Here is a 19,754-nt window from a genome sequence, read left to right as displayed (position 1 = left end):
CATCATAAAGATGATTAAATTATCAATTTAGTAATATTAATCCCAAAAAAAGCGACCAAATACGCACATAAAGATGTGAATATAAAAAGATACCATGCATACTTTTTATTTCCTGCTTCTTTAGCAAAAACTATAGTTGCTGCAAAGCAAGGATTATAAATCATAACAAAAAGTATAAAAGCTACTGCTGTGCTAAAAGGGATGTTTTCTTTTATAGCCTCTTGTAAATTTAAACTTGTCTCATCAACCTCATCACCTAAAGAATAAAGCACACCCATAGTAGAAATCATCACTTCTTTAGCCGCTAAACCACTTACCAAAGACACACTAAGTTTCCAATCAAAACCAAGTGGAGCAAAAATAGGTTCTATTGCTTTGCCAAATTGTCCAAGATAACTATTTTCTATCTGAAGCTCTTGAGTTAAAGCATCTTGAGTATTATTTTCTTGCACAGGAAAATTACTCGCAAACCAAATAAGCAAAGAAGCTATCAAAATAAATGTTCCGGCTTTTTTTAAATACATTTTGGCTTTGTTAAACACCATAAACCATACTAAATTCCAATTTGGCATTCTATATTTTGGCATTTCCATTACAAAGGGCTCATCTTGTCCTTTAAAAGCACTCATTCTTAAAATCTTAGCTGCAATCAAACCCAAAAATGCACCCAAAAGATAAATTCCAAAAAGATAATTTCCTGCTACTTCAGCAGGAAAAAACACTCCAACAAAAAGCACATACACAGGAAGTCTTGCGCCACAACTCATAAAATTAATAATAAAAAGCGTTAATAATCTATCTTTTTTATTTTTTAAAGTTCTTGTAGCCATAAATGCAGGCACTGAACAGCCAAAACCTGTGATTAAAGGGATAAAACTTTTACCATGTAAGCCAAATTTGTATAAAATTCCATCTAATAAAAATGCAACCCTAGCCATATATCCAGTTGTTTCAAGCAAGGCTATACCAAAAAATAAAATCATAATATTTGGTAAAAAAGTTATAACCGCACCAACTCCACCTAAAACACCATCAGCTAAGGCTGAAGCGATAAATTCATTGCTAATATTATTCTTTACTATATCACCTAAATTAGCAAAAAACATTTCTATATAATCCATAGGGATTTGACCTAAAGTAAAGGTTAGCTGAAACAAAGCCCACATAAAAAACAAAAATATAGGAATTCCTAAAAATTTATTAATTAAAATAGAATCTATTTCCTTGGTATGATTTTTATACTTAACGCCCTTGCTTAAAACCTTAGCGCATATACCATTTGCAAAAGCAATCAGCTCTTCTTTAAAAATACTTTCCATATCTTTGCTATGATATGCCATGTAAATTTTTTCTAAAGCTTCATTAAGTATTTCTCTCAAAGCGTGTGAAATGACTATATTGGCTTCATTTTTAAGTAAAGCAAGCGCCAAATCTTTTGTAGAAAAATCTAAATATGTAATTTCATTTTGATTTAAAAATTCACTTATTTTTGCAAGTTCTTCTTCTATAATATCACTATAAACACGCTCTTTGGCTTCAAATTTGGCTTCATGCGTTAAAATGATTAAATCCAAAAGCGCATTTAGATTTTCTTTAGTTTTAGCACACACCCCAAGACAAGGTGTATTTAGAAGTTGGGATAAAATTTTAAAATCTATACTAAAACCCTCATTTTTAGCTTCATCTTGCATATTTAAAGCCATAATCATTTTGATTTTAGCTTCTATTAAAGATGCACTCAAAATCAAATTACGCTCTAAATTTGTAGAATCAAGCACATTTACTACAAGATCAAATTCACCTTTTTTTAGAAAATCTTTTGTGATTTTTTCTTCTTCACTATAACCATCTAATGCATAAGTTCCTGGTAAATCTATAAATTTAAACTCATAATTTTTATAAACTAAGCTAGCCTCAGCTTTTTCAACCGTGACACCGCTAAAATTTCCAACTTTCATATTAGCTTTGCAAAGTGCGTTAATTAATAAACTTTTACCGACATTTGGCTGACCTACTAAAGCAATGATGATTTCTTTCATTAAAACTCTTTTGAAATTTGTATTATTTTTGCTTCACTTGAGCGTAAAATCACGCAAGTTGTATCAAGTTCTACCATGATAGTAGAATTTGCTATAGAAGAGCGAATTTTTTTAACTTTTTTGTTTTTTGCAAAACCAAAACTAAAAAGTCTTGCTCGGAGTTGTTTATCTGCTTCAAAGCCTACTATAATAGCTTCTTCATTATCTTTTAATGTATCTAAAGTCATGTTTTTCCTTACAAAAACTAAGATAAAACATTATATAAAAAATTAAATTATTTCTTTTTTAAAATAATAAGCAATCTCAAAAAATGAGATTGCTAGAAATCAAAATCATTTAGATTTTCTAAATTTTGAAGCTTTTTGACTAATTCCTCAGCCTTTTCTAAAGAAAGTGCTATACTAGCATTGGAAAGAAATTTATCTTTTAATTCATCAAAACTTAAAGGATTATCAAAATTTCCTTTATTAATCAGTACATCTTTTTTAATTACTCTTCCATCATTTAAAACAGCTTCTAAATGTCCTGGAAAGTATTTAGGGAAACCGCTAGATTTTTTCTTTTCATAGCTAATTTTTTTAGCAAATTCTATTAGTTCAGCTCTATTTAAATTTTCATAAGATTTTAAAGTAATTTTGCCATCAAAAAATGCCAAGGCCATTAAAAAAGGCATGGAAAATTTGGCCGCATAAGCACTTTGTGGAGTGTATTTTACTTCTATTGGATCACAGATAAATGAAATTGGCACTTCATCTACAAAGCAATGCAAACTTTTGATATCTTGTGCTTTTAAGCCATCATTTCTTAAACTCATAGCACAATCAATAAGCCCATGTGCAAAATGACAACTTGGATAAGGTTTTAATGATACTTGCATTACTTGCCAAATTTCATTCAAGCCCTTACAAAGTTCATTTTTATCACACTCCTCTTCTAAGCCAAAAGTTCTAAAAATATTATCCCTTCCTTCAAATATACTCAAAGGACCACTCATATTAGCTTTTGCAAAATTTGCTACTAAAATTCCATTTTTCAAAGCATTAGCTATGTGTAAAACTTTAGAATTAGAACCATTAGATAAAAACTCATTTACCCCACTTGCAAAACTTCCTGCTAAACCTAGTGCATTGATGATTTGTTCTTTGTTTAAATCAAGTAAAACACAACTTGCAGCTACACTACCAAAAATTCCTGCTATAGCTGTAGTATGAAAGCCGCGTTTATGGAAACTTCCTTTGCTTGCTATACCCACTCTAGCAGCAATTTCCCAACCAACTATAAAAGCTTTTAAAACTTTTTTTCCATCTTTACTTACGCTAAATCCATAAGTTAAACAAAGTGGAGTTAAAATAGCGCTTGCGTGCAAAATAGCTTCAGTATGCGTATCATCAAAATCAAGGGCATGCGCTGCAATAGCATTTACCATCGCAGCATAAATTACATCAAGCTTTTTATCCCCACTCCAAATTTTTTCACTAGGATTTACGCTTAAAGCTTCAAAAGCCTTAGTTGCGTTTAAAACACAAGCTTCATTTTTAGCAGCTAGAGCTGTTCCTAGTGCATCAAGCATGAGCTCTTTTGCTCTTTGCTTTACTTCATTAGGAATAGCTTCATAGTCTAAATTTATGATAAATTCGGCTAGTTTTTCACTTAAATACATTTTTTCCTACTTTAGAATTGGTGCATTAGCGATTTTTTCTAAGAACTCATCAACTAATTTTGGTGCATAACCTACATAAGTTGTAGCATCCATTAAAACATCAATGTCTTTTTCACTTAAAACCTTACTCACACGCTCATCTTCAAGTAAAACTTCTTTGAAAGTTTTATGATTTTCTATACCCCTCATAGCATTTTCATAAACAATTTCATGTGCATGTTGCTTACCATAATGATCACTCAAAGCAAACATCACGCGTTCTGCTAATACAAAACCATTAAGCGTGTTAAGATTTTTTATCATCTTGTCTTTTTTAACCTCTAAACCTTCAAAGACAAATTTCATATTTGCCAATACCACTGAAAGCATTAAAAATGCTTCTGGCAAAAGCTTCCATTCCATTTTCCAAACTTGACCATCTCTTTCATGCTCATGTCTTTCTATATCGCTTAAAATTGCAATATTAGCTCTTAGAGCATTACTTACAGTTACTGCATTTTCACTTACTGCAGGATTTCTTTTATGAGGCATGGTAGAACTTCCTACTTGACCTTTTCCAAAAGGCTCAGCAATTTCATCGATTTCATTATGAGCTAAGATTAAAAGTTGATGTGCGATTTTGTTAAAGGTTGCATTGATATTGCCTAAAACATAGCCAAGCTCAATGAAACGATCTCTTGCTGGTTGCCATGAGATATCAGGAACTTCTAAACCTAAACTTTCTAAAGTAAGTTTTTCTACTTCATTAGCCTTATCACTCAAACTTGCTTTAGTTCCCACTGCACCTACGATTAATCCTACATATAATCTTTTTTCAAGCTCGATAATTCTTTCATAGTGACGATTAAGCTCACTTAGCCAAATTGCAACTTTGTGTCCAAAAGTTATAGGTAAAGCTTGCAAAGCTAAGGTTCTTCCCATCATTGCAGTGTTTTTATGCTCTTTTGCGATTTTTGCTAAATTTTTAGCTATATCTTTTAAATCTTGTTTGATTAAAGCCATAGCTTCTTTAAATTGTAAAACTAAGCCTGTATCAATGATATCTTGCGTTGTTACACCAAAGTGTACATATTCACCAAGACCATTTTCACAAGCTTTTTCCAAACCACGCACAGTAGGTACTAAAGGGTGCTTAGTCTTTTTAAACTCAGCAAAAATAAAATCCATATCCATAAATTTATAATGCGCTTTTTTAGCTATTTCTGTAGCTGCTTCGTTAGGAATAATACCAAGTTTTGCTTGAGCTTTTGCTAGAGCAGCTTCTACATCAAGCCATTTTTGAATTCTATTTTCTTCACTAAAAATAGCTCTCATTGCAGGAGTGCTCCAAGAATCTTGAAGCAACCTCATATCAAATACACTCACACCCATGTTTTATCCTTTAAAATTTATTTTTTCAAATGCTTGTTTTAAATCAGCAATCAAATCCTTACTATCTTCAAGACCTATATGAAATCTCACAAAAGGCCCTCTAGCACTCCAGTCTGTTGCCGTTCTTGGTGGAGTAGTAACAGTAGCTAAACTCTCATATCCACCCCAGCTTGCACCGATTGAAAAATATTCTAAATTATCTACAAACTCAATAGCTTGTTCTTTTGAAATACCATCTGCAAATTCAATCGTTACCATACCATTAGCACCTTTATGATCGCGCATAAAAACTTCATGATTTGGATGAGTTTTTAATTTTGGATAAAAAATTGTTTTAACTTCTTTTCTACTTTGTAAAAACTCTACCACCTCATCTGCACTTTTTTCATGAGCTTTCATTCTTACATCCAAAGTTCTCATACCACGAAGCACTAAATAAACATCATCAGGGCTTGTAGTAAATCCTAAAGCTTCTGGTAATTTGTCAAAATTTTTCCATTCTTTTTCATTAATTACTACTATACCCATAGTAACATCTGAATGCCCACTTAAGTATTTAGTCGCTGCAATCACTGAAATATCCACGCCAAGTTCAAGCGGATTTAAAAAATACCCACTTGAATAAGTATTATCAATCGCTACTGGTATATTATGTTTGTGCGCGATTTCACAAAGTTTTGGCAAATCTATGATTTCATAAAGGATAGAACCTGGGCTTTCACAAAGGATTAATTTTGTGTTTGGTTTAATTTTTTCTTCTACATCAGAAGCATCAGCTTTTAAAAAGTCAATTTCTACACCCATTTTAGTTAAAAATAAATCACAAATTGTTCTAACAGGTCCATAAATAGCATCAGTGATTAAAAAATGAGCATCTTTGCTAGCATAATTTAAAAGCACCATAGCTAGTGCTGCAAGTCCTGTTGGGAAAAGTTGCGCTCTATGGCCACCTTCAAGCGCGCAAATTAGTTTTTCAAGTTCGAAATTTGTAGCTGTTCCTCTAGCGCCATAACTTAAAACACGATCGGTTTTTCTTAGCTCGCGGTATTTTTGCCAAGTTGCATGATCTTTAAAAAGTATAGTTGATGCACGCATTAAGGTTGGATTAACTGATCTTACTTCGGCGCTTTGATCGCCTCTTCCTAGGTGGATTAATTTAGTTTTGTTATTCATTTTGTACTCCTTTTTATAGATAAATATAAGTCATAATCACATTAACAATAGCAGCTACAAGCATAGGGATAGCTGTTCTTTTTACAACTTGCAATGGATTTACTTTAGCCATAGCTGAAATTGCCAAAATAGCAGGTGCAATAGGTGAAACACATCTACCAAAACCTGTCATGATTTGAATAGGTGCTATCATAGCTATGGTTTCAACGCCAAAAGATTTTGCTATATTTGGGATAAGTGGTGCAAAAGAGAAAAATGCTGCATTTCCTGAACCCATTAAAAATGCACATACAGCAAGCAAAATAGAAACTGCTATAATAATAGCAAGCACTCCAAAACCTGCATCTTTTGCAAAACCTATTAAAGTATCTACAAAACCAACTGATAAAAGTCCGCTTGCAAAAACTTGACCACAAACGATCAAAGAAACTGTAATTACAAACAAATGTCCCATACCTTTGAAAAATACCATAATAGAATTTAAAGTATCAATCAAACTTCTATAACGAATGATTTCAAAAATAATCGCTATAAAGGTTGAAATCATCATAGCAACTGGTACATTCATTTTAATAGCAGTAGATGAAGCTGCTTTAACTTCTTCCATAGTAGTAAGTCCCATTAGCACCATAATGCTATCTAAAACACTACTAAAGCCCAAAATCAATACTAAAGGTATAATAGGTAAAATAGCATAAATTCTAGGTGGCTTTTTAAGCTCTTCACTTTTGCCATCATTTTCTGCTAATTCTTTTTCAACATCATCACGGTTAAATGTGAAATTTTCTTTTTTATCAAAATATTTTGAGCAAAAATAAATTGCAATACCTACTGCTATTATGATTGGTATAGTAGTTGGCAATTGATAATGTACAAAATACACCGCAGGATCAATTTCAGCTGTTTTTGCAGCCAAAATCACATTACCACTCCCTGGGCCATGATCAATATATTGGCAAATTCCAATTACTGAAAGTGCTGAAAGTTTAGAAACTCCTGAGCGCACCAAAATAGGATACATAGTAACCATAAGTAAAAGTGCTAAACCCGCATGCGATGGTATAAAAAGAACTAAAAATTGCACTACAAAATATGAAACTAGCAATAAAATATAAGGTGATTTTACTGCCTTTAAAGGTCTTTCAAATACTTTAAATAAAGCATAACTTGCACCCACATGATCCATATAAGCAGAGAACCCTGCTATACACATTAAAGTAAGTCCAAGTCCTGCTAGAGTGCTTGACATTTTGGTATTTACTACTTGGAAAATATCAAAAAGACCTAAATGTAAAGATTGCTTTTCACTAATAATAGGAGAAAGTCCAAAAATTCCTGCTAAAGCTAGCAAGAATAAACCACTTAAAAGCAACGCCATATGGGCGTTGATTTTTTTATAGAGCATAAATACAAGTAAAAATACAGAACATCCTGCAAAAAATAAACCCAACATGCTCTATCCTTTATGAGCTATAACCTCTATCTCCACTTTAGCACCCTTAGGAAGATCTTTTACCGCAAAAGCACTTCTTGCAGGATATGGAGCTGCGAAAAATTCAGAATAAACCTCATTGAAAGCCACAAAATCATTGATATCTGCTAAAAAGCAAGTTGTTTTAACTACATTGTTAAAATAAAGATTATTTTCTTCTAATATAGCCTTAATATTTAACAATGATTGTCTTGTTTGCTCTTTTACATCTTCACTTTCTATATTTCCACTTTCTGGATTAATAGGAAGTTGCCCTGAAATAAATAACAAACCATTAGCTTCTCTATAAGCTGAATATGGTCCTATAGCCTTTGGATAATTTGCCATGTATACTCCTTTTGTTTAAATGAAATCATAATATAATATTATCATCATAATAATAAATTGTCAATATTTTTTTATCATAATAATAATTTTTTTTATTGTTATAATTATTAACAACTTTGATGAAAATATTTTGTAAAATAACAAAAAACAACAAAAAGGTCTAGATCATGGATGAACAACAAAAAGAATTATTTATCAAGCTTACTCAGTTTTTGGGACAGGTACTTGGGGATCAATATGAAATAGTTTTTCATGTGATTGCACCTGAGGGTTCATATATAGCAGCCATTGCAAATAACCACATTAGTGGAAGAACAATTAATTCTCCATTAACTTCTTTTGCAAGTGAGCTTATACAAGAAAAAGAGTATTTAAATAAAGATTTTTTATGTGATTATAAAGCAAAGGTTGGAAAGTCTAAGATTGTTACTGGATCAACTTTTTTCATTAAAAATCAAAATAAAATTGTGGGAATTTTATGTATAAATCATGATACCACAGAGCTTAGGAACGCTATTAGCAAAATCATAGAACTTGAAAAAATCAATGATTTTAGTGATTTGTTAGATATTCACAATCAAAACAATGTAAATTTACACAATGTGAGTAATATAGAAACACTTAGCCATTCTATAGAAGATATTTTAGCTGAAAACATAGACTTAAAATATTTAAATTCAGGATATAGCTTAAGCACTGAGCAAAAAGATGAGATTATTAAAAAGCTTCACTCGAAGGGAATTTTTAATATAAAAGGAAGTATACCTATAGTTGCTAAATCACTTAATATATCAGAACCTAGCGTCTATAGGTATTTGCAAAAACTTAAAAAATAATCTATATATAACATGCATGATATAATCATGATTGTTAAACTCAATCTTTTTTTAGTTTCTCTAAAAATTCTTTTGCATGTTTAATTTGCTCTAATACCACTTTTGTTCCTGTACCACCATAAGAAAGCCTTGCATCTACGCAAGTTTGCAAAGCAATTGCCTCATAAATATCATCTTGAATATTTTCATTAAATTGATGAAATTCTTCCATGCTAAGCTCTTCAAGCATTTTTCCATTTTTAATACAATAATTTACCGCCAAACCCACTATCTCATGAGCTTTTCTAAAAGGTATATTTTTTCTTACTAAATAATCAGCCATATCTGTGGCATTTGAAAAACCTTTTGCAGCCGCTGCTTTTGTATTATCAGCATTTACTTGCATTTTTTCTATCATAGGAGTTATGATTTTTAAACTTGCCATTAAAGTATCCATAGAATCATAAACTTGAGCCTTATCTTCACTCATGTCAGTATTATAAGCTAGTGGAATACCTTTCATAATAGTTAGCATTGCCATAACATTGCCATACATTCTACCTGTCTTACCACGCATTTTTTCAGCCACATCAGGATTTTTCTTTTGAGGCATTATGCTTGAGCCTGTACAAAAATCATCACTTAATTCTATAAATTTAAAATCTTGACTTGAAAAAAGTATAAGCTCTTCACAAAAACGACTAAGGTGCATAAAGCACATTGCAGCCACAGAAGTAAATTCCACCATATGATCTCTATCGCTAACGCTATCAATGCTATTTTCTGTTGGTTTTGCAAAACCTAATTCTTTGGCACAAAAATGTCTGTCTATATTAAATGTGGTTCCACCAAGTGCAGCTGCTCCTAAAGGACACTCATTCATTCTTTTATATAAATCCTCAAAACGAGAATAATCCCTACTTAACATCCAAAAATACGCCATGATCCAATGTGAAAAAAGCACTGGCTGACCTGTTTGTAAATGTGTATAACCTGGCATAATAGCTTTGATATTTTTTTGAGCTTGATTTATAATTTCTTCTTGCAAAGCAATAATTTGATTTAGAATTTCTTTTATAACTGCTCTCATATGCATTTTTGAATCAAGCGTAGTTTGATCATTTCTGCTTCTTGCAGTGTGAAGTTTACCACCAACACTCCCTACAATTTGTGTCATTCTTTTTTCTATAGCCATATGAATATCCTCATCAGCTATATCAAAAACAAAGCTTCCATTTTGAATTTCTTCTTTAACTTGCTCTAAACCCTTGATGATAGTTTTTGCTTCATCTTCTTTTATAATGCCTTCTTTTGCAAGCATCTTAGCATGAACAATACTTCCTTGTATATCAAAAGGAGCAAGTCTTGGCTCAACCAATAATGAAGCAGTATATTCTTCTACAAGTTTATTTGTAGGTAAATCAAATCTTCCACCCCATAATTTCTCTGCTTTTTGTGACATATCTATCCTTCTATTTACAAATAAAAGGATAATTTTATAATTTTTATTTTTTCAAAGAGTTTAACTTTTCTTTTCTTTTAAAAATTTTTAGCATAGCAAAACATATTTTTTTAAGAAAACTTTTTTTAGAGTGCTTTGTTAAAAACTCTACTATATCTCTATGCCCAAACATTAATGCAAAAGCAAATGGAGTCATGCCTAAACCATTATTTTCATCTATATTTGCTCCATGTTTAACCAAAAGCTCACACATAGGCAAATACCCTTTAAAACATACTCCAGCTAGTGGAGTTTGACCTCTATCATTTTTTTCATCCACCCTAGCTTTATTTTCTAATAAAAATTTAGCACATTCATAAGAATTATGATAACTTGCAAGCATTAAAAGACTATCACCTTTATGATTTTTTAAATTCACACTCAAACCAGCTTCTATCATAATCTTTAAATTTTGCACATCATTTTTTCTTGCATAATCAAAAGCCATAGTGCAAAGTTCTTGAATTCTTTTTTCTTCTTCGCTGCTAAACATATTTTTCCTTTATAATCTTTAATTTGCCACCCGAAAGTGGCAAGTAAAAATTACATTTTTAAAGCTTTTTTAACACCATTTGCATATTCACTTGAAATTTTTTCAAAATGACTTAATGCTCTAGCAATAATTTTTTCATCAACCCCATTCATAGAAGCTGCGATATTTTTAAATAATTGCTCTTTTTGGCTTTCATTCATTATATCAAATAAGGCTCTTGGTTGAGTATAAAAATCATCATCTAGCGGAGCATATCTTTGAGCATTACCTTCAAGTGCTAAATCAGGTTCAAGATAGCTTTTATCTTCTTTTGGGCTATCATCATAGCTATTTGGTTCATAATAAGCTGGCCCATTTTTATAAGTATCAAAATTCATAGCTCCTGCTACATTATAAGTATTTACTTCACTTTTTGCACGATTAACTGGCAATAAATGATAATTTGTCCCTATGCGGTATCTGTGTGCATCAGGATATGAAAAAATTCTAGCTTGAAGCATTTTATCAGGACTAAAACCAATACCTGAAACTATATTGCTTGGACTAAATGCAGCTTGTTCTACCTCATTAAAATAATTTTGTACATTTTTATTAAGCACTAACTCGCCTACTTCAATTAAAGGTACAATACTATGAGGCCAAACTTTAGTTAAATCAAAAGGATTAAAACCTAATTTTTCTGCTTCATCTTCTTTTAAAACTTGAATTTGGAAAGTCCATTTTGGAAAATCTCCTTTTTCAATAGCCTCATATAAATCTCTTTGATGACTTTCTCTATCATTGGCTATTAAATTTGCCGCTTCTTCGTTGGTTAAATTTTTAATGCCTTGCTTGGTTTTAAAATGAAATTTCACCCAAAATCTTTCATTTTTATCATTAATCAAACTATAAGTGTGACTTCCAAAACCATGCATATGACGATAACTTGCAGGAATCCCCCTATCGCTCATTAAAATAGTAACTTGATGCAAGCTTTCAGGACAAAGGCTCCAAAAATCCCAAGCAGCGTTATTGCTTCTTAAATTACTTCTTGGATCTCTTTTTTGAGTATGGATAAAATCAGGGAATTTATACGCATCTCTTATAAAAAATGTCGGAGTATTATTACCAACTAAATCCCAATTTCCTTCTTTAGTATAAAATTTAATCGCAAAACCTCTCACATCGCGTTCTGCATCAGCTGCACCTGCTTCGCCTGCAACGGTTGAAAATCTTATAAATAAAGGTGTGCTTTCTCCAAGTTGTAAAACTTTAGCTTTAGTGTATTTAGAAATATCTGCTGTGATTTTAAGCTCACCATAAGCACCACTTCCTTTGGCATGCACTGCTCTTTCAGGAATTCTTTCTCTATTTTGATGAGCAAGTTTTTCAAGCAAAATATAATCTTGCATTAAAAGTGGGCCTTTAGAACCTGCTGTTAATGAATTTTGATTATCAGCTACGATATTTCCAAAATCATTGGTTAATTTTTTCATTGTGTCTCCTTTAGATAATAATTTTTATTATTTGATAAATTATATCCCTGTATTATTAAAATAAAATTAAACGATAAAAATTATCATTATTTAAAAAATGATTATGAAATTATTAGTTTTTTTGAGAATAATCTTTTTTTAAGCATAAATATTTTTATTTTGTATTAAAATTGTTAAAAATAAGAATAAACATTCTTATTTTAAATATTTTTACTACAAAATTAATAAAAAAGGAGAGTTTTATGGACAAAGAAACAAGAACTTATTATATTAAATTAGTTAAATTTCTTGCAGAAGCCTTGGGTAGAAATTATGAAATAGTCTTGCACGATGTAAGTGAAGATGGAGCTAATATAGCAGAAATTGCTAATAATCATATTAGTAAAAGAACTATAAACTCACCTCTAACTGGTTTTGCTATTGAGATGATTAAAAATAAAATCTATTTAGAGCGTGATTATATAACACATTATAAAACTTCAGCTAAAAGTTCACAAATAATGTCAGGTTCTACTTTTTTTATTAAAAAAGATGAAAAACTTGAAGGTTTGCTTTGTATTAATCATGATACTTCAGCATTTAAAAAAATCTCTGATGAAATTTTAAATCTTGGAAATATTTATGATAATGCTTATGAAAACCCTGAGCAAGAAAATAAAGAATATATTAAACTTGATTTAGAAGAAATTGTTGAAGATATTTCTGGTATGGATATAGAAAGTTTTAAAAATAAAAGCTTAAAACCAAAAGAAAAGCAAAAAATGATAGCTAGTTTATATGAAAAAGGCGTGTTTAATGTAAAAGGTGTTATTCCTAAGGTTGCTGAACTTTTAGGTATTTCTGAGCCTAGTGTTTATAGACATTTACAAAAAATTAAATAATCATAATTTAAAAAAAAATATAATTTTTGATACAATAACACTTTAAATTTTATAAAAGGAAAAATATGGCTGATGATATGATAGACGAACAAGGCGAATCAAAGAAAAAAGGTGGCAATACTTTAGTAATTATTATCGTTGTATTTTTATTTGTATTTTTACTTGTGATTGTAGGTGCGATTGCTTACTTAATGTTCAGTGGAAATTCTGAAGAAAATCCTGCTCCACAAGAAGAACAACAAGCACAGCAAGCAACAACACCAGCTCCTAAAAAAACTAATTCAGTAGCAGCTAGGGGAAGTGATTATGCAAATATTGGTGTGATGTATCCTTTAGCACCTTTTACTTTAAATTTATTAAGTGATGGTGGCGCAAGATATGTAAAATGCACCATTCAACTTGAACAAAATGTTGAAACACTAACGCCTGAACTTGATAAAAAATCTGCTATCATTAGAGATATTATCATTAGAACTTTAACTTCAAAGACCTTTGAAGAAGTAAGCACTACAAAGGGCAAAGAAAGATTAAAAGATGAATTAACCGGTAAAATCAATGAAGTTTTAACTGATGGTTTTATAAAAAATATTTATTTTACTGACTTTGTTGTATCTTAATGATAGGATGTGACATAGTTGCATGCTCTCGCATAGAAAGCATTTATAATAGACACAATACGCTTTTCTTGGATAAATTTTTATCCAAGCAAGAGCAAGCTTACATTAAAAATACTAACACTATAGCAGGATTTTGGGCTATAAAAGAAGCAGCTTCTAAAGCTTTAGGGGTTGGAATTTCTAAAGAATGTTCTTTTTTTGATATTGTCATTTTTAAAGACAACAAAAACGCACCACACATTAAATTTTCTACAAAAGTTATGAAAGAATTTGATATAAAATCAGCAAGTGTTAGCGTAGCTCATGATGGGGGCTTTGCCATAGCTATAGTTGCTATAGAAAAAAATTAAGCAAGGGATAACCTTGCTTTTTACATATAAAGACCACCATTTACTTTTAAAATTTCACCAGTAATATAAGAAGAGTGATCGCTTAATAAAAACGCCACAGCTTGAGCTACCTCACTAGCATCAGCAAAACGTTTTAATGGGATATTATTAATATAATTTTGTTTAATCTCATCACTTAAAACTTCAGTCATATCGCTTTTTATAAAACCTGGAGTAATGCAGTTATATCTTATATTTCTAGCTGCGCCTTCTTTGGCAAATGATTTTGTTAATGCTATCATACCACCTTTACTAGCACTATAATTAGTTTGCCCAGCATTTCCCATTTCTCCAACTATAGAAGCGATATTCACAACAGCGCCAAAACGCTTTTTACTCATAGTTTTTAAAGCTTCCCTACATCCTAAAAAGCTTGAATTTAAATTAGCATTAATTACCGAAGAAAAATCATCCATACTCATTCTAAGTGCTAATTTATCATTTGTAATACCTGCGTTATTTACCAAATAACTAAGCTCACCATCGCTTTCTACTATAGTAGCTATAGCATTTATAAATTCTTCTTCAACACTTGCATCAAATTTAATCACAGCTGCGCTGCCACCATTTTTTTCTATCTCTTCTTTTAATGCATCAGCAAGCTCGGGTTTGCTTCTATAATTAATCCAAACCTTTAAACCATTACTTGCTAATTCTTTAGCTATTGCAGCACCTATGCCTTTACTTGCACCTGTTATTAAAACATTTTTTCCACTAAATTTCATTATTCTCCTTTAAAATTAAAATAAAGCCTCATCCATTTCTTTTGGAATAGGCAAGTTTAAAATTTTAAGCACGCTTGGTGCTATATTGCTAAGCCCCATACCTTCTTTTAACTTTTCTACTCCTTTAGCTTCCACAAAGGCAAAAACATCAAAAGTTGTGTGATTGGTAAGTAAGTTATTGTTTTCATCTTTCATTGCTTCGCAATTTCCATGATCTGAAGTGATGATAAAAGCATAATCATTCTCCCTTGCTACTTTTATCACTTCTCCTAAGCACCCATCTACACTTTCAACAGCTCTAATTGCAGCTTCAAAATCACCAGTATGCCCTACCATATCACCATTTGCAAAATTTACCACGATAAAATCAATACCACCTTTTATCCCCTTAATCACTTCATTTGCGACTTCTTTTGCACTCATACAAGGCTTTTCATCATAAGTTTTTACCTTAGGACTTGGTATTAAAACTCTTGTTTCATTAACTTCTAATTCCTCTTTGCCTCCATTGAAGAAAAAGGTTACATGAGCATATTTTTCAGTTTCAGCTGTATGAAGCTGGCTTAAATTTGCATTAGCTATCACAGAAGCTAAGGTATTATTTAATTCTTCTTTTTCAAACATTATAGATAAATTAAATTTCTCATCATACAAACTCATAGTAATGGCATTTTTTACAAGTAATTCTCTTGGAAATTCATCAAAATTTTCTTGGGTTAAAGAAGCGACTAATTGGCGCATTCTATCATTTCTAAAATTTATAAAAACTACCCCATCTTCAGCCTTAATCCCATCAAAACTTGGGTTAATAACTGGGGTTAAAAATTCATCTGTGATATTTTCATCATAACTTTTTTGTATATAAGTTATAAAATCATCACTCTTTGGTGCCTTAGCAAATAAAGCATCATAATAAAGTTTTATTCTATCATAGCGTTTATCTCTATCCATAGCGTAAAATCTTCCTGATAAAGAAGCAAGATTAATCTTTTCTTTTTCGCAAAATTCCTGCAAAGATTTTATAAAATTTAATCCTGAAATTGGAGAGCAATCCCTACCATCACTAATAGCATGAGCAAAGACTTCTTTATTTTCTTCTTTGCAAATTTTTAAAAGCGCATTAAAATGCGTATGCATAGAATGCACTCCACCATCACTATAAAGCCCTATAATATGCACTCTGTTGCATTTTTGCAGTAATTCTTTTAAAGCCTTATTGTCTTTTAAAGTATCATTTTCTATGGCTTTATTTATTTTTACCAAATTTTGATAGATTATGCGCCCACTACCTATACACATGTGCCCCACTTCGCTATTTCCCATTTGACCTTCTGGCAAACCAACAGCCAAACCACTGGTTTTTATCAAAACATTAGGGGTATTTTTAAAAAGCTCATCATAAGTTGGTTTTTTAGCGTGGAAAAATGCATTAAATTCTTTATTTTCATTATGTCCTATACCATCTGTTATTATCAAAATACATTTTTGGCTCATTTTTTACTCTTTTTTATAATTTATTTATGTGATTTTACTAAAATTATGCTTTTAAAAAACAAATACAAGGTTAAAAATTTTGCTTTATCTTACAAATTATACTGATTATATGTTTTTTTCTTATATAAGTGTGCGCGCTGGATTTGCTTTTTTTATTGCTTTATTTTTAAGTTTATATTTTATGCCAAAATTTATCAAATGGGCTCAAAATAAAAAAGCTAATCAACCCATATACGAATACGCACCACAATCACACCAAGCAAAATCTCACACTCCTACCATGGGCGGGCTTGTTTTTATCTTTGCTACTATCATAGCAAGTGTTTTAAGCGCTGATTTAAATAATAGCTTTGTAATTGTTGGATTATTGTGTTTGGTATTATTTTGCACTATAGGCTTAGTTGATGATTTGGGTAAGATTTTAAAAAAAGACAATCATGCAGGATTAAGCCCAAAAATGAAACTTCTAGGACAATTTTGCGCTGCTTTTATCTGTGTTGGATTATTATATTTGTTTGATATAAATACTGAATTTTATTTACCTTTTTACAAACATGCTTTATTTGATGGTGGAATTTTCATGCTCGCTTTGTGGATTTTAGTCATTATTTCAAGCTCTAATGCTGTAAATTTAACCGATGGACTTGATGGTCTTGCAACTGTACCTTCTATATTTTCTCTTTTAAGCCTTAGTGCTTTTTTGTATTTAAGTGGAAATGCTATTTATAGTTCTTATTTATTTTTACCTAAAATTCAAGGCCTAGGAGAACTTGTGGTGCTAAGCGCGGCTTTAGTTGGTGCGCTTATGGGATTTTTGTGGTATAACTGCTATCCTGCACAAGTTTTTATGGGAGATAGTGGGAGTTTAAGCATAGGGGCATTTTTAGGCTATCTTGGTATAGTAAGTAAAAATGAAATTTTACTTTTATTAATAGGCTTTGTTTTTGTTTTAGAAACTATTTCAGTGATTTTACAAGTAGGTAGTTTTAAAATTTTTAACAAAAGAGTTTTTAAGATGGCACCTATTCATCATCATTTTGAAAAAATAGGCTGGGTAGAAAATAAAATCATCGTTCGTTTTTGGATGATAGCCTTGCTTGCAAATATTATTGCATTAATTAGCATAAAGTTAAGATAATGAAAATTTCACTTTTTGGATATGGCAAAACAACCAAAGCTTTTGCACAGCGTTTTGGTAATTGTGATATTTATGATGATCATTTTACAAGTATAAGTAAAGATGAATTTGACAATACCCTCTTACCACCACATGAGTTTAATCCTTTAAAAAGTGATTTAGAAATTCCAAGCCCTGGTTTTCCAAGTGATCATTCTCTCATACAGCAAGCAAGAAATTTAAGTAGCGAGTATGATTTTTTTTACGATGGTATGCCAAAAAGTGTTTGGATAAGCGGAACTAATGGCAAAACCACCACCACTCAAATGACACATCATCTTTTAAAATGCATCAACGCACAAATGGGAGCAAATATAGGAATTCCTTTAGCACAAATGGATATTAGTGCTAAATTATGGATTTTAGAAAGCTCATCTTTTTCACTTTTTTACACTAAAATAGCTAAACCTGAAATTTATGCGCTTTTACCTATCACGCCTGATCATCTTTCTTGGCATAAAAGCTTTGAAAATTATGAGCAAGCAAAGCTTAGTGTACTTGAAAGAATGAATGAAAATGATGTGGTAATTTTACCTAAAAAATACGAAAATTATCCAACTCATGCTTATGTTATAAGCTATGAAGATGAGCAAGATTTAGCTAAAAAAATGCAAATTGATATAGAAAAAATTCATTTCAAAACCCCATTTTTACTTGATGCGCTTATTGCCTTAAGTATAGAAAAAATCATACTAGATCGTTGCTCTTATGAGCTTTTAAATGAGTTTAAGATAGAAAAAAATAAACTTGAAGAAATATTTGATCATAAAAATAGACTTTGGGTAAATGATACTAAAGCAACTAATCTTGATGCTAGCTTAGCTGCTCTTAAACGCTATAAGGATAAAAAAATTCATCTTATTATAGGTGGGGATGATAAAGGAGTGGATTTAAGTGCTTTATTTGCCTTTATGAAAGAGCTTAATATAGAGCTTTATGCCATAGGAAAAAGCACTAACAAAATGCTTGAATATGCTAAAAATGCTAATTTAAAAGCACATTTTTGCGAGTTTTTACCTAAAGCGGTAGAAAAAATCAATCAAAACTTAACTAATAATGAAGTAGCCCTGCTAAGCCCTGCTTGTGCAAGCTTAGATCAGTTTAAATCTTATGAAGAAAGAGGGGAACTTTTTAAAAAATGTATTCAAGAGTTAAGCTAAATCATTTTGAATGCAAAATTTTAAAAATTCACATAAATTTACAAATTTTTTGCTTGGCTCTTTATTTTTATGATAAATCAAGCAAAGCTCTCTTGAAATTTTAAAATTTTTTAATCTTACTTCAAATAAGCTTTTAGCTTCAAGCTCTTCTTTGACACTAAATTTAGGTAAAACTGCTAAAAATTTACCTTTTTTAACTAACTCTTTTATCATAGCAGTTGAGTTTAACTCATAAACTAAATTAAGCTTTACATCTTTAGGCAAAGCATTTAAAAACACTTCTTTTGCGCCTGAACCTTGCTCGCGACTTATCCATTTAAAATCCTTTAACTCATCTATGAAAAATTCTTTTTTTAAATCATTTTTGCTTACAACAATAAGCTCATCATCGCAAATTTTAATCTTTTTTATATCCTTATCTTTGCAAATCCCTTCAATCAAACCTATATCGATTTCTTTATTTAAAACATATTTGATAATATTTTGACTATTATCCAAAGACAAATTTAATTTGATATTTTCTGCCTTTTGATCCAAAAAAGATCCTAGCAAATAAGTACCAACATTTTGACTAACTTTCATGCTTAATTCATAGCTTTGATCATCTTGCATTGCTTTTTCAATGCGTTCAAATTCTAAAATCAAAGGAGTAATTTGTTTTAAAAAAACTTTACCTTTTTCATTTAAGCTTAAAAATTTAGCTTTTCTATCAAAAAGTCTAGTGTTTAAACTTTTTTCAAGTTCAAATATAGCTAAAGACAAAGCAGATTGAGTTATATTTAATTCTTTAGCACAAGCTCTTAAATTTAAATTTTTACACAAGCTTTGAAAATATTTTATTTGTTTAAAAGTCATAAGCAATCTTTTGATAAATATTTTTAATCATTATATCAAATAAAATTAATTTTTCTAATCATAAAAAAAAAGATACAATCATTCAAAATATTTACAAAAAAAGGAGAATA

At 30.7% G+C, this 19,754-nt stretch carries 19 protein-coding genes; 6 read left to right on the top strand and 13 right to left on the bottom strand.

Features of this window, described 5'->3' with window-relative positions; all coding sequences use genetic code 11:
• Positions 1-14: 14 nt before the first annotated feature.
• From feoB to CLLT_RS01395, 7 genes are all read right to left on the bottom strand, one after another.
• A complete protein-coding gene (gene feoB / locus CLLT_RS01425) occupies positions 15-2,039 on the bottom strand; it encodes a ferrous iron transport protein B (protein ID WP_074692466.1) in 2,025 nt (674 codons plus the stop codon).
• Positions 2,039-2,266, bottom strand: a complete 228-nt coding sequence (locus CLLT_RS01420) for a FeoA family protein (RefSeq protein ID WP_074692468.1) — start codon at positions 2,264-2,266, stop codon at positions 2,039-2,041. The genes feoB and CLLT_RS01420 overlap by 1 nt, the downstream gene beginning before the upstream one ends.
• Positions 2,267-2,358: 92 nt before the next feature.
• The gene (locus CLLT_RS01415; RefSeq protein WP_074692470.1) at positions 2,359-3,699 is read right to left on the bottom strand and encodes an MmgE/PrpD family protein; all 1,341 of its coding nucleotides are present in this window, start codon (positions 3,697-3,699) and stop codon (positions 2,359-2,361) included.
• Between the two features lie 6 nt (positions 3,700-3,705).
• Positions 3,706-5,070 carry an adenylosuccinate lyase gene (gene purB, locus CLLT_RS01410; protein WP_074692471.1) on the bottom strand — a complete coding sequence of 455 codons (1,365 nt, stop codon included), beginning with the start codon at positions 5,068-5,070 and terminating at the stop codon, positions 3,706-3,708.
• A gap of 3 nt (positions 5,071-5,073) precedes the next feature.
• Positions 5,074-6,243, bottom strand: coding sequence for a trans-sulfuration enzyme family protein (locus CLLT_RS01405; protein ID WP_074692473.1), 1,170 nt, complete (start codon positions 6,241-6,243; stop codon positions 5,074-5,076).
• A 13-nt stretch (positions 6,244-6,256) separates the two neighbouring features.
• The gene (dcuC, locus tag CLLT_RS01400; protein ID WP_074692475.1) at positions 6,257-7,696 is read right to left on the bottom strand and encodes a C4-dicarboxylate transporter DcuC; all 1,440 of its coding nucleotides are present in this window, start codon (positions 7,694-7,696) and stop codon (positions 6,257-6,259) included.
• A 3-nt stretch (positions 7,697-7,699) separates the two neighbouring features.
• On the bottom strand, positions 7,700-8,062 hold the full coding sequence (locus tag CLLT_RS01395) for a Rid family detoxifying hydrolase (protein WP_070256156.1): 363 nt from the start codon (positions 8,060-8,062) through the stop codon (positions 7,700-7,702).
• A gap of 167 nt (positions 8,063-8,229) precedes the next feature.
• On the opposite strand from CLLT_RS01395, the gene CLLT_RS01390 reads away from it, so the two are divergent.
• Positions 8,230-8,898: a helix-turn-helix transcriptional regulator gene (locus tag CLLT_RS01390; protein WP_070256167.1), complete on the top strand. Its 669-nt coding sequence runs from the start codon at positions 8,230-8,232 to the stop codon at positions 8,896-8,898.
• A 40-nt stretch (positions 8,899-8,938) separates the two neighbouring features.
• Here CLLT_RS01390 and argH read toward each other — a convergent pair whose 3' ends face one another.
• The 3 genes from argH to CLLT_RS01375 are packed head-to-tail and all read right to left on the bottom strand — an operon-like array spanning position 8,939 to position 12,346.
• A complete protein-coding gene (argH, locus tag CLLT_RS01385; protein ID WP_070256170.1) occupies positions 8,939-10,339 on the bottom strand; it encodes an argininosuccinate lyase in 1,401 nt (466 codons plus the stop codon).
• Between the two features lie 43 nt (positions 10,340-10,382).
• Positions 10,383-10,871, bottom strand: a complete 489-nt coding sequence (locus tag CLLT_RS01380) for an ankyrin repeat domain-containing protein (RefSeq protein ID WP_012661021.1) — start codon at positions 10,869-10,871, stop codon at positions 10,383-10,385.
• Between the two features lie 50 nt (positions 10,872-10,921).
• Positions 10,922-12,346 carry a catalase gene (locus CLLT_RS01375; protein WP_012661020.1) on the bottom strand — a complete coding sequence of 475 codons (1,425 nt, stop codon included), beginning with the start codon at positions 12,344-12,346 and terminating at the stop codon, positions 10,922-10,924.
• Between the two features lie 242 nt (positions 12,347-12,588).
• Here CLLT_RS01375 and CLLT_RS01370 point away from each other — a divergent pair, with 242 nt between their 5' ends.
• From CLLT_RS01370 to acpS, 3 genes are all read left to right on the top strand, one after another.
• Entirely contained in the window at positions 12,589-13,227 is a 639-nt protein-coding gene (locus CLLT_RS01370) for a helix-turn-helix transcriptional regulator (protein WP_012661019.1), read from the top strand.
• 65 nt (positions 13,228-13,292) lie between these two features.
• Positions 13,293-13,844, top strand: coding sequence for a flagellar basal body-associated protein FliL (gene fliL / locus CLLT_RS01365; protein ID WP_012661018.1), 552 nt, complete (start codon positions 13,293-13,295; stop codon positions 13,842-13,844).
• The gene (gene acpS / locus CLLT_RS01360) at positions 13,844-14,194 is read left to right on the top strand and encodes a holo-ACP synthase (protein WP_074692476.1); all 351 of its coding nucleotides are present in this window, start codon (positions 13,844-13,846) and stop codon (positions 14,192-14,194) included. Before fliL ends, acpS begins: the two co-directional genes overlap by 1 nt.
• Positions 14,195-14,214: 20 nt before the next feature.
• Here acpS and fabG read toward each other — a convergent pair whose 3' ends face one another.
• Complete coding sequence (gene fabG, locus CLLT_RS01355) at positions 14,215-14,958, bottom strand: 3-oxoacyl-ACP reductase FabG (protein WP_074692478.1); 744 nt, start codon at positions 14,956-14,958, stop codon at positions 14,215-14,217.
• A gap of 15 nt (positions 14,959-14,973) precedes the next feature.
• Positions 14,974-16,452 carry a 2,3-bisphosphoglycerate-independent phosphoglycerate mutase gene (gene gpmI / locus CLLT_RS01350; RefSeq protein ID WP_074692479.1) on the bottom strand — a complete coding sequence of 493 codons (1,479 nt, stop codon included), beginning with the start codon at positions 16,450-16,452 and terminating at the stop codon, positions 14,974-14,976.
• A 79-nt stretch (positions 16,453-16,531) separates the two neighbouring features.
• Between gpmI and mraY the strand changes: the two genes are divergently transcribed.
• Positions 16,532-17,590 carry a phospho-N-acetylmuramoyl-pentapeptide-transferase gene (gene mraY, locus CLLT_RS01345; RefSeq protein WP_070256188.1) on the top strand — a complete coding sequence of 353 codons (1,059 nt, stop codon included), beginning with the start codon at positions 16,532-16,534 and terminating at the stop codon, positions 17,588-17,590.
• Positions 17,590-18,789: a UDP-N-acetylmuramoyl-L-alanine--D-glutamate ligase gene (gene murD / locus CLLT_RS01340; RefSeq protein ID WP_074692481.1), complete on the top strand. Its 1,200-nt coding sequence runs from the start codon at positions 17,590-17,592 to the stop codon at positions 18,787-18,789. Before mraY ends, murD begins: the two co-directional genes overlap by 1 nt.
• Here the strand turns inward: murD and CLLT_RS01335 are convergent.
• Positions 18,781-19,644: a LysR family transcriptional regulator gene (locus tag CLLT_RS01335; RefSeq protein ID WP_070256193.1), complete on the bottom strand. Its 864-nt coding sequence runs from the start codon at positions 19,642-19,644 to the stop codon at positions 18,781-18,783. The genes murD and CLLT_RS01335 overlap by 9 nt on opposite strands.
• Positions 19,645-19,754 lie beyond the last annotated feature (110 nt).

It is taken from the genome of Campylobacter lari subsp. lari (assembly GCF_013372185.1).
Lineage (GTDB): Bacteria > Campylobacterota > Campylobacteria > Campylobacterales > Campylobacteraceae > Campylobacter_D > Campylobacter_D lari.
Note: the sequence above shows the minus strand (reverse complement) of the source record. Positions and strands in the feature narration are given on the sequence as shown.